10 protein-coding genes and 2 pseudogenes are annotated in these 9,642 nt (G+C 47.3%); 7 read left to right on the plus strand and 5 right to left on the minus strand.

What is annotated here, in order from left to right; all coding sequences use genetic code 11:
* From ACYVRB_RS13560 to ACYVRB_RS13590, 7 genes and pseudogenes are all read left to right on the plus strand, one after another.
* Positions 1 to 254, plus strand: a pseudogene (locus ACYVRB_RS13560) (hypothetical protein); the annotation flags it as partial.
* 330 nt (positions 255 to 584) lie between these two features.
* Positions 585 to 647: a putative holin-like toxin gene (locus ACYVRB_RS13565; RefSeq protein WP_222843308.1), complete on the plus strand. Its 63-nt coding sequence runs from the start codon at positions 585 to 587 to the stop codon at positions 645 to 647.
* A 509-nt stretch (positions 648 to 1,156) separates the two neighbouring features.
* Positions 1,157 to 1,399, plus strand: a pseudogene (locus ACYVRB_RS13570) (FtsX-like permease family protein); the annotation flags it as partial.
* Positions 1,400 to 1,641: 242 nt separating this feature from the next.
* Complete coding sequence (locus ACYVRB_RS13575) at positions 1,642 to 2,040, plus strand: sigma factor-like helix-turn-helix DNA-binding protein (protein WP_461215987.1); 399 nt, start codon at positions 1,642 to 1,644, stop codon at positions 2,038 to 2,040.
* Between the two features lie 20 nt (positions 2,041 to 2,060).
* The gene (locus ACYVRB_RS13580) at positions 2,061 to 2,312 is read left to right on the plus strand and encodes a helix-turn-helix domain-containing protein (RefSeq protein ID WP_004559579.1); all 252 of its coding nucleotides are present in this window, start codon (positions 2,061 to 2,063) and stop codon (positions 2,310 to 2,312) included.
* Positions 2,313 to 2,668: 356 nt separating this feature from the next.
* A complete protein-coding gene (locus ACYVRB_RS13585) occupies positions 2,669 to 2,917 on the plus strand; it encodes a DUF3173 family protein (RefSeq protein ID WP_156656974.1) in 249 nt (82 codons plus the stop codon).
* A 3-nt stretch (positions 2,918 to 2,920) separates the two neighbouring features.
* A complete protein-coding gene (locus ACYVRB_RS13590) occupies positions 2,921 to 4,114 on the plus strand; it encodes a site-specific integrase (protein ID WP_004559577.1) in 1,194 nt (397 codons plus the stop codon).
* 119 nt (positions 4,115 to 4,233) lie between these two features.
* Here ACYVRB_RS13590 and ACYVRB_RS13595 read toward each other — a convergent pair whose 3' ends face one another.
* The 5 genes from ACYVRB_RS13595 to ACYVRB_RS13615 form a co-directional block, all read right to left on the minus strand.
* Complete coding sequence (locus ACYVRB_RS13595; protein ID WP_461215988.1) at positions 4,234 to 5,508, minus strand: tyrosine-type recombinase/integrase; 1,275 nt, start codon at positions 5,506 to 5,508, stop codon at positions 4,234 to 4,236.
* Positions 5,501 to 5,707 carry a DUF3173 domain-containing protein gene (locus ACYVRB_RS13600; protein ID WP_033572650.1) on the minus strand — a complete coding sequence of 69 codons (207 nt, stop codon included), beginning with the start codon at positions 5,705 to 5,707 and terminating at the stop codon, positions 5,501 to 5,503. Before ACYVRB_RS13600 ends, ACYVRB_RS13595 begins: the two co-directional genes overlap by 8 nt.
* Before the next feature lie 77 nt (positions 5,708 to 5,784).
* Positions 5,785 to 7,065 carry a replication initiation factor domain-containing protein gene (locus ACYVRB_RS13605; RefSeq protein ID WP_033572651.1) on the minus strand — a complete coding sequence of 427 codons (1,281 nt, stop codon included), beginning with the start codon at positions 7,063 to 7,065 and terminating at the stop codon, positions 5,785 to 5,787.
* Between the two features lie 727 nt (positions 7,066 to 7,792).
* Complete coding sequence (locus ACYVRB_RS13610; protein ID WP_125706729.1) at positions 7,793 to 8,014, minus strand: hypothetical protein; 222 nt, start codon at positions 8,012 to 8,014, stop codon at positions 7,793 to 7,795.
* A complete protein-coding gene (locus ACYVRB_RS13615; protein ID WP_461215989.1) occupies positions 8,015 to 9,433 on the minus strand; it encodes an IS5 family transposase in 1,419 nt (472 codons plus the stop codon). It lies immediately after the preceding gene.
* Positions 9,434 to 9,642: the final 209 nt, after the last annotated feature.

Consider the following 9,642-nt stretch of genomic DNA (forward strand, 5'->3'; position numbering starts at 1 on the left):
TCGGTCTGTTCGTGGTGCATCGATCACCAACTTCTCCGCTCAGTCAGTATTCGCAACGCTCCAAACGTTGCTTTCAGACCGGCCAGATGCGATTTCATGTCCCAAATACCGAGGTGAATAATCCAGGCTTATATCTTTTTTTGTCACCAAGCTTTAGACATTATGTTTATAAAGTTGGAACTGGTTTAAAAGTATTCGGGATAAACTATGATAAAGTTCAAAAGTATTTTTCAATCTTTCCAGATGAAAAATAACAAAAATACATTGAACAACTCTTGTTTTTGACTGATCATCTTATCGCTGCCAATCAGCGTAAGCTTGAAAAACTCCAAGAACTTAAAAAAGGGTATCTACAAAAGATGTTTTGCTGATTCTTAATTTGATCAAATTTAGGATCCTATGAAACCCCATGACTTAATTTTTATTGTGCTTGGTCAACACTTAATTCACCTGTATAATGGATTACGCAGGAAGTTTTAAGGGCGGTGGCTGTCTTTTCCCTTGCGAGGTGAGGCCCATGGGAACATGGAATAATCTTCAGGAAGGTTTCACAGTCAATGAGCGTCTTCCAGACACTCTCGTTGATGTTGCTGTTTGGCACGTTTTTAATCGCGCTCCTCAGCTATATCGACAAGCACCACAAATAAAAAAGCCGCCCTGTGTAACTTTGGTAGAGGTCACAGGACGAGCTAAAATCGTTTATTAAATTTCTGGGTCTAGAATTTTTGGTGTTGGTAGTAATCAACACTGGAGATGCTAGACCCTTTTTAGATCGAAACAGGCACACTAGTCTAAGTTCAAAAGTAACACAAAACCAAGTTAAAAACCGTTGTTCAGGATGATGGGGCTACAGAACGATGAAAGTATCAGGTTAATCTCAACGGTATCAATAAGTCCCAGAATACAAAGGTCTGGCAACATACGTTGCGCCTATTCTGGCACAAACCAATCAACAAACATTGGCCGTGCAAGTTGATTCATCAGTTTGTGATCCACGTTTCTAGATTATATTGCCTTCGAATGAACCATTAACCTGTTGGTAACCAACTCACGAATAACAGAGTGGTTAATCATCGATGGACAAATGCATTCTGGAGCTTATTAATACCGTTGAAATTGATAAATTGGGGCTTGACAAGGGTCACTTCATAACAGACGAGAAGTTCACCGAACAATTAACAGCCAATTATTGACGGTGTTCTATTTGCCCTTACTAGTTGCAATCATTCACGTTGGCGTTGCATTACCCTTTGTTCAGCGTCTGCTACGCGTCTTCGGTCTCACAAACTGGTACTTCTTCCTCAATGTCTCGCTGATTACATTAGCCATTCTGGCGCTAGTATACGTTCTTGTCTACAAACTGACCCGAAATATCTACTACCGGGTTGTTTCCGAATGACCACCATCCTCTCGATAAGAATCTCTCCCACGAACAGCTCAAAACACTGATTTCATAAGCTATTGATTAAGAATTGACCTGTATGCATTCACTGCTACCGGTCGATTTTTTTCGTGCAGCAATTCTCCATCAGGTAATTCAGGTAATTCGTCAAAGAAATATTTAGAAATCGCTTTCATAAGTGACCAGAAAATTTGTCTGGAATTATGTAGCCCAATAAATCAGACGAGGAGGATAACCCAATGAGTAGTGAGCAAGAAGTGACGCGAATGTTTATTCGCTATGTACAACAAGCCCTCAAAAATGAACGAATCAATCGGTATAAGGCCTCTCTTCGGCAAATCAAGGAAATACCACTGGAGGCCTGGCTACTGGAAGAAATCGAAGATTCCTATCATCTCGATGAATTCAGGTTGACCGATGAGGAAATCGAGCATCTTGAAGACTTCATCGAAAGTGAGAAATTATCAAGAGCAGTTTCCACCCTTTCTTCGACAGATAAAACGGTCTTGCATCAATATTATTATGGCGAACTCAACGACGTCGAAATTGGCAACCGTAGTGGCAAAACAAGTCAAGCAATTAATTATCGGCGTCAGCGTGCACTAAAACGAATTCGGGTAGCATACACAAACCTGTAATGGATGCGGAGGCATATTCGATGCATTACTCAGAGATTGATAACCTAGTACCGGTTATTTTAGCAGTTCAGGAGGACGACAACAACGCTATTACGCTCTTGCTTGAATTATTTGGTCGTGTTATTGACTACGAGGCCAGATACGGGCACCGGCATATTGATCCGGATTTGAGGCAAGAGCTTCAAATCAAACTGATTTACATTGCAAAGTGTTTCGATGTTGAGAAGCACCTTGCAATGTCTTCAAAAAAAATCGGTCAGAAAAAAACATAAACTTTTTTCGCCATCTCTTTCATTTCAACCCGCTTTCGTTGTCTGTATATACGAAGCGGGTTTTTATTTTCCCGCCAACGTTCTTTGACAACTGAATGGCATCGTTCAGCAACGTAGGCCTCACAACGCCATGACCTCTCACGAGCGAGCGATTAACCAGTAGGCTGGATACTTGCACGTCACCCTGACGAAACAAGGGAGAGAGGCTCTCTTTAAAATCCTCGATAGCCGGTTGGAACCGGGCTGAATGATGACGAAACACGTATTGTTTTTTGCACCGGGTATTGTTGCACGTAACTTTTGGATGGTAGACTGGAGCATCGGTACGATCCGTGCTCCCCGGAAAGGAGAAGAATATGGTTCACGTGATCACGATGACGAAACACGAACTGGTTGCTCTTGGGTATGGTGCCTCACGCGCACAGGACATTATTAGACGCGCTAAGCTGCTGATGGTACGCAAAGGTGTTGCCTACTACAAAAGCCCGAAGCTCGGACGCGTACCGGTAACTGCTGTTGAAGAAATACTGGGTCTCCAAATTAGCACGCGCACGTTGGCGGAACTCGCCAAAACCATGCACTCCGAAGCAACAAAGGAGAAATAAAACATGGCTACAACTAAAGACCCAATCAAAACACGCAAGAATGGTACTTTCTACTTCCGCGCCTACCTCGGTGTTGACCCTAAAACAGGCGAGAAGATCCAGAAGCAGGTTGGTGGCTTCACGACACGTCGTGATGCACGCAAAGCCTACAAGGAAATGGTCGGTGGCAGTGTAGAGAAAGTTGTCGCGGAACGTGACCAACAACACATTCAATTCAAACAATTCTGGGAAGAATTCTTTCTTCCGTGGTACAAGAACCAAGTGAAGCCGCAAACCTACGACAGTCGGCGTTCCAGTTTGAAGCACTTCAAGATGTTTGAGCACATGTACATGGACAAGATTAAGCCGGTGGACATACAGAAATGGCAGAACCAAATGACCTGTCAAGTAAGTAAAAGTTACACTCGCTTAGTCCAATGCATGCTATCACGCGTCTTTCAACGAGCCATTGTACTCGGCTTCATGAATGAGAACCCCACCAAGACCGTCGGCAACGTTAAGAAAGTGAAGAACCAAGTGGACTTCTGGACGAAGGAAGAATTCGAGGCGGTCATTAAGACCTTCTATATCGAAGACTTCTACCAGCACTTCTGCTTCTTCACTCTCTGGTTTCTGTTTATGACTGGTATGCGCATTGGTGAAGCAACCGCCCTGCAATGGGACGACATCGACTTTGAGGAAGGCACAGTTCGGATCAACAAGACGCTGTGGTTACGCAGCTACACGAACTACTCCTTCTCCACACCGAAGACCAAAGCCAGCAATCGCACGATTCCACTGGATGCAAAAACGCTTGAGCTTCTCTCCGATTGGAAGAAAGCACAAGCGCTTGAGTGTAAAACTGATTTTGTTCTATCGTTCAACGGCGTTCCTACTCGCCGGGATCTGGTCATGCGAATCATCAAGCGGCATGCAGCTCTGGCAGGAGTCCATCGCATCCGCGTTCATGCTTTACGGCATTCACATGCTTCGCTATTGATCAGTCTGGGTGAGAACCCACTGGTGATTAAAGAACGCCTCGGCCACGAAGATATTCAGACGACGCTCGGAACTTACGGGCATTTATACCCGAATATGAACTTTGAGGCCGCCAAACGGCTGAATGGTCTAGTCGAAATTTCGACCGCTAAATCAGACGTGGCGCAGGTTCAAAACAACGGTGTTACCGCTGGACTTGCACCAGAAGTTGCACGATAGTTGCACGAGCGGGGTAGTCAGTCATCAAAACGTTGATATGTCAATGTTTATAAGCGAATTCTGTCTATTCCCATTCGAGCGTATCTTCAGCGGCGCTATCCCGCGTCATCACTAGGTTTCTATGCCTCAGCCACTGTTTTGGCGGGGAGTTTGGCGGGGCTTAGTTGATCGTACTTTACCGCCTGATTCCCCACGAACCGCACCTGATTCTGACCCGCCGTCTTGATCGTGATGTTCCCCGCAATCTGTTCGGCGATATCTGCATCCAGTCCGCCCCATAAGTGCGAGTAGTGCTTCAGCGTGATCTCAGGTGACGAATGGCCTAAGCGCTTGGACAACACCAGTACGGAGACGTTGAACTCATTGATGAGATACGACGCATGACTGTGGCGCAGCCCTTTGCCTTCGACTGGGTGCACCTGCGCCAACTTGGCGTAGCGGTGGATAATCCTCGAGATCGTGGACTTGGTCATCGGCAAGCCATCGTAGGTCATGACGAAATCATCTACCCCACCCAGACCGAAACTCTGCTGCGCCTCGCGCCAGCGCCGTAGAATTGCCACGGTGTCATCATCAAGCGTCAAGATGCGCTTGCCGCTGTCTGTCTTCGTGTAGTCGTGGCGCTCCCAGTCATGCCGGTTCTTCATCACCAGCATGTGGTCAACGTGTAGCTGCTTCTTGGCGAGATCAACATCTCGCCACCACAGCGCCGTGCCTTCGTTGACGCGCACGCCAGTCAGGAAGTACAGCCACAACATCACGAAGTTCAGGTGACCGTAAATGTCATCAATGCAGATTTGCGCGATGACTTGTTCAAACTCAGCTTTCGTCCAGAACGGCACGCTGCTTTTGGCCTTAGGAATCGCCTTGACCCGCTTCGACACATTGCTGGACAGGTACTGCATCTGCACCGCATGGTCAAGGGACTTGCGGAAGCAGCCGAACACCAAACCAGCATAGCCTTGCGAGTAGCCCGCACCGCCGTCTTTTTCATCCGTGAGCAGCCACGTGCGGAAGTTCTGCACGTCGGTGATATCGATATCGCGCAACAGCTGGTCGCCAAAGCGGGCGATACAGATATCAAAGCTGCGATTACGGACAGCGAAGGTGCTTTCCTCCACGTCGGTTTTGTACGCTGGGATATACGCGTCTTTCATGAACTGGCGGTAGGTCATGCGAAAGTTCGTAAACCCATGCGCCTCATGATATTCACGCTTCACCCGCGTAAGTTCCTTGTTCGCCGCAAACGCAGTGTTGAATGGCATTCCTTGACTGTCCTTCCGCCCTTTCTTGCGGACGCGCTTGCCACTCATCTTATCGGTGCCCAACTCGGTTTCATAGTAGAAGTTACCTTTGGCGTCTATGAATACGCCTGGATATTTGGTTTTACTCATTCTCAACAGCTCCATTCATCGGTGACCCGAGAATGGACTCAACGACAGAACGCGGCACGCGCCCTAAGTTTCGGTTGAGATACAAGGGATAACCCTTTTGTACCATCCTTTGCTTCGCTTGTCTAATAATATTGCGCGCGGTGTGCTGCTTAAAACCTAATGCCATCAGATCTTGATAGCAGACAAAACTCTTATCCAATTACGTCACTTCCTTCTCATTGATTGAAGTGAGATAATCAAACCAGATAGGACCCAAATCTTATCTGTGAAGGGTGACTACTTGCTTTGGTCGGCATAGTCGCTCTTTTTTGATGTCTCACTCGGTTCTGAATCCGTCAAAACGCCGTTGCGGTGATGCTGATAGTGGTGAATCAAGTCCCAGTGGCGTTGCGTCAACTTGCCGCCGTCAATAATCGCCTTCAGCTCAGTAGTGCCATTGTACTGATCAATCAGCTGCAACATCTTCAGCGACGGCGCGACCTGCTTCTTGAGCCAACGGGTAATGTGCGCGTAACTCAATGGTTCAGGATTGGTAGAAAGTCGCAGCTTGTCGCGATAATTGCCGATGAAAGCATCCCAGCGCGGATCTGTCGCCCACTGACTCTTCGCTTTGTGACTCGGCGTCAAAAAACGCAGGTAGCGATTGATGATGCCGAACACAACTTTCTCTGGATCATGCTCTGCCAACAAATTCTTAATTGCCGCAGCGGCGCGCTTGCGACGTAACCGGACTTCAAAGCGTGTCCGTATCGGCTGATCTTCAATCGCAATCTCAGGGTGCTTCTGGTGTTGCTCAAAAGCCTTGTCGTAAATACAGAAGTACACTTCACTTTGCGGCGACCCCAGATACAAGGTTCTGCCCGATACCTTCCACTGCTTGGTGCGATTATCTCGGAAACCATGAAAACGTGAGGTGAATTCATCACGGTCACACTTCTCAATCAAGGTTGGTACGTCAAGCAAGCCATTGCGATCATTGATGGCGAGGTCAACTCGGGTGAAATGACCGTCAAGCGCAATGCACGTCTCTAGGAAGTCGTACCAGGTGCGATTCTGCTGGCGCAAATACGATTCAACATAGCGGCAGCCTTGGCCCTTCAGTTCAATCATTGTGCCACTGTCTTCGCTTGGATCATAACCGTCTGCATTCACATCTTGATACGGCGACAGCAACACATCGATTTCACCACATTTGAAGGTCGCCGCGTACCCGTATCGCGCCCCTTCTTTGAGATTAAAGTGATTCAGGTTAATCTGGAACAGTTCGGTCACCAGTTCTTCATAGTCGTGCGACTTGAAGGTAACGCCCAAGTAATCAATACAGACGTCAACGTTGTTCTGGCCGGTCAACGACCGCAGTGCCAACGTCAATCGCAACCGCGCTTGTTGGTTAATCGGCTTGTTTCCCGTCAGCAGCTGGTTCAAATGCGATCGACTGTAATCAGCCGTCTTCGCTAATTGGCCCTGAGTGATCTTGTGCGTGCGCATCTCATCATGAAACTGGTTTAGCCAGTCGGTATTCGTCATCCCGCCGACTAAGTTCAAATCTTTCAGCATGTTAGCTCCTTTCGAAGCGACCTGACAGCAAAGCCTTCTTTCTGCTTACGCAAAGTGGCTTGCCACCGGCGCTTTCGTCCTACTTACGTGTATTTTGTCTCTAATATTTGCCCCCCTATTAGAGACCGGGGGCTTGTGGCGGCCGGCTAACGCCGACCGCCGCCGCTCGCGCTAGCGGCTTTCGCGCTGCACGCCGCGCACGGCGGCGTACGTTGCAAGACCCCTCCGGAAGGTCTGCGAGAACTTTCGCTCTCAACATATACAGACAGTTTGTGGAACACGTTTTGAAACAAAAGCTGGTACTGTAACAAACTCTTAATGTTATCGGCTTTACGCGCCGATATAGCGCATATCAATATGACCATCCGCAATATAGATCGCGAGATTTATGAATGATAATTCTATTCCGACGCTCTCTGAAAAGGAAATACCCACACCATTGACTGCGGTCATAATATCGGTTTGGAAACCAAAAAAGGCCGACACAGTAATAGATGTCGACCATTGTAACTCTCCAATCAATCTACTCACTGCTGTTACTATTCGGTAGCCTCCCTGTTGTGGATTACAGATACATCGTGACGGCATGCAAGAGTATCAGCATCACAGCGCTACAGCACTCATTAAGATTCATCGCACCTCGATAGGCGGCGTTGAAATCAACTAAATAGTAGCAATTCAAAACTGAGTATTTTATCTCAGGGTGTGAATAGTAAAAACTCGAATGTCACATCTTCGATAGTTTCATCTCAACGGATTTAACGAAGTAATCGCATACCACACCGTCTACCGAATTTTCCAAAGATAGTGGCACATCCAGAGCTTGGTTTGCTACATCAATAAATTTAAGCAGATAGTCAACGTCGGCGTCATCATCACCATGTTTTTTATTAAATTCATGTGCAATATTGGCAAACAGTTTTTGCCCTTCTAAATAGTGGCTGTTCAACTAGGCTGCCATATTATTGATGCTAGTAGTAAATTTGTACCAGAAACGATAGGTTTGCCCTTCGTTCGTGGTTGAAATCAAAATTGGTATAGCAAACACCCGCAAGAACGTCAGGGCATTGCTTAATACCATTGCCTGATCGATCTTGACGGCCAATGACTCAGCTGTTCGGGTATTAACTAAGTCCAGGCCTACTGACCCTTTGAGAAAGGCAAATCGGCGTTCAATGGCACCACGACGGTTCTCTGCATCCGTATCCTGTCGGCGTTTCTTGGCACCGACATGCTTTGGCTTTGCGCCCAGTTTAGGTCCGCAAAGGGTGATGCCTAGATCCGTACACAATTTTCGATTGTCGCGGTTGCGATAAAGCGTATCTGCCAGCACCTCATCTGGGTAATGGCCATGCAAATCGAAGTAATGATCCAAGGTCGCTTCAAAGTCCTTACTTTCATTGAAGGCGCTAAATTCAAAGCGCTCAATATCAACGATACCTTCACTCAACGAAGCGTCAATCTTAGCTCCGAACTCAACTTTAGCTTTCGCCTTACCACGCTGAATCGGTCGAATGTATGGTTGTTGGAGACTAACAATCCGGTCTGCGACATGGTGGATCTTGTGTGCAAACATGTACCACTGTTGGTCAAACAAGATCCGGATGACACCCAAGCGTATTGCTTGTTTGGCGGTTAGGATCGCCCCTGCATCGATGAATTCGTTGATGTAGCGCAGATCACGGCGGACGTATTGAAGTTGGGCCTTGACTTGCTTGTGAACAGATTGCTTTTGGCTCTTTGGATGCCTTGAAAAGGCCGTCCAAACTTGTTTGACCTCACGCTTGTACATGCGTGGGTTAGGAACATTCAGTTGATGCGCCATGTCAATGGCCATGTCTTCAAGATTCTGGCGGGCTTGATTGAGCAGCGATGTATCTTGGGGATAACGGATCTTCACCGGAATCGCTGTGGCATCCGTGATCATGACGTCAACTTTGAATGGCACCACCGCTTCGATCTTGGCGCGAAGCCAATCGTTGATAATGTTTCTGACCAGTTCAGAGATGTCTGCGATCCGCTTGCGGAAGGTACACAAGCTGGTGTAAGCGAAAGGTTTCTCAGCACGATACTCTGAAAGTCCGATGAAATACTGATAAGCCGGCGTGTCTCGAATGGCGTCAACGACACCGCGATCAGTTAGTCTCATTCGATTTTGAATCAGGCCAGCCCCATAAAGCATCCGAAATGGCTTCGCCGCTCGCCCGGTACTTTTCTTGGAAAACTCCAATTGGTATGCCTCATCCAGTTCTTTCCACGGGAAAATATCAGCCAAGCGCACCCACTCGTTGTCTGGACTGAGTGGTGTGCTCAGACCGCAACCAAAGGATTCAAAAGAGAGTTGGTGGGGACTTTGACGATAAAACATGGATAAAACCTCCAAGTCAATTTCGTAAATGCACGGGAAATGTCTGAAAACCAGGATTCCGTATGCATTTATTATATGACAGCCTGGATTATTCACCTCGGTATTTGGGACATGAAATCGCATCTGGCCGGTCTGAAAGCAACGTTTGGAGCGTTGCGAATACTGACTGAGCGGAGAAGTTGGTGATCGATGCACCACGAACAGACCGA

The organism is Lacticaseibacillus boliensis, from assembly GCF_054784775.1.